Origin of the sequence: Mesorhizobium tamadayense (assembly GCF_003863365.1) — a bacterium.
Lineage (GTDB): Bacteria > Pseudomonadota > Alphaproteobacteria > Rhizobiales > Rhizobiaceae > Mesorhizobium > Mesorhizobium tamadayense.
Genome location: NZ_RQXT01000267.1, coordinates 1 through 357 on the forward strand (window position 1 = coordinate 1; position 357 = coordinate 357).

Sequence of the window (357 nt, forward strand, 5' to 3'; positions counted from 1 at the left end):
ATCCAAGTGCCGCCGACCGCCGCGACGCTTTTGAGCTTCAGCCAGTCGCCAATCGTCGCCAGACTGACGCCGCCGGTGGGAATGAAGCGCATGCTCAGATGCGCGAACGGCGCCGAGATACCCTCCAGCGCGGTCGGGCCGCCCGCCATTGCGGCCGGGAAGAACTTCACGAGGCCCAGGCCCTTGGCCGCCGCCAGTGTCACGTCGGTGGGCGTCATCACCCCCGGCGCGAAGGGCAGACCGGCGGCCTTGGCCGCATCGACGATCGCTGGATCGAAGCCGGGCGAGAGGCCGAACTTGGCGCCCGAGCGCCGGCAGGCTTCGAGCGATGCCATATCGAGCACCGTGCCGCCGCCG

The 357-nt window shown here is 70.3% G+C and carries 1 protein-coding gene; it reads right to left on the bottom strand.

Annotated features, from left to right (window positions below; genetic code table 11):
- Positions 1 to 335: bifunctional 4-hydroxy-2-oxoglutarate aldolase/2-dehydro-3-deoxy-phosphogluconate aldolase (locus tag EH240_RS37615; RefSeq protein WP_425374882.1), on the bottom strand; the 335-nt coding region annotated here is incomplete at its 3' end.
- Positions 336 to 357: the final 22 nt, after the last annotated feature.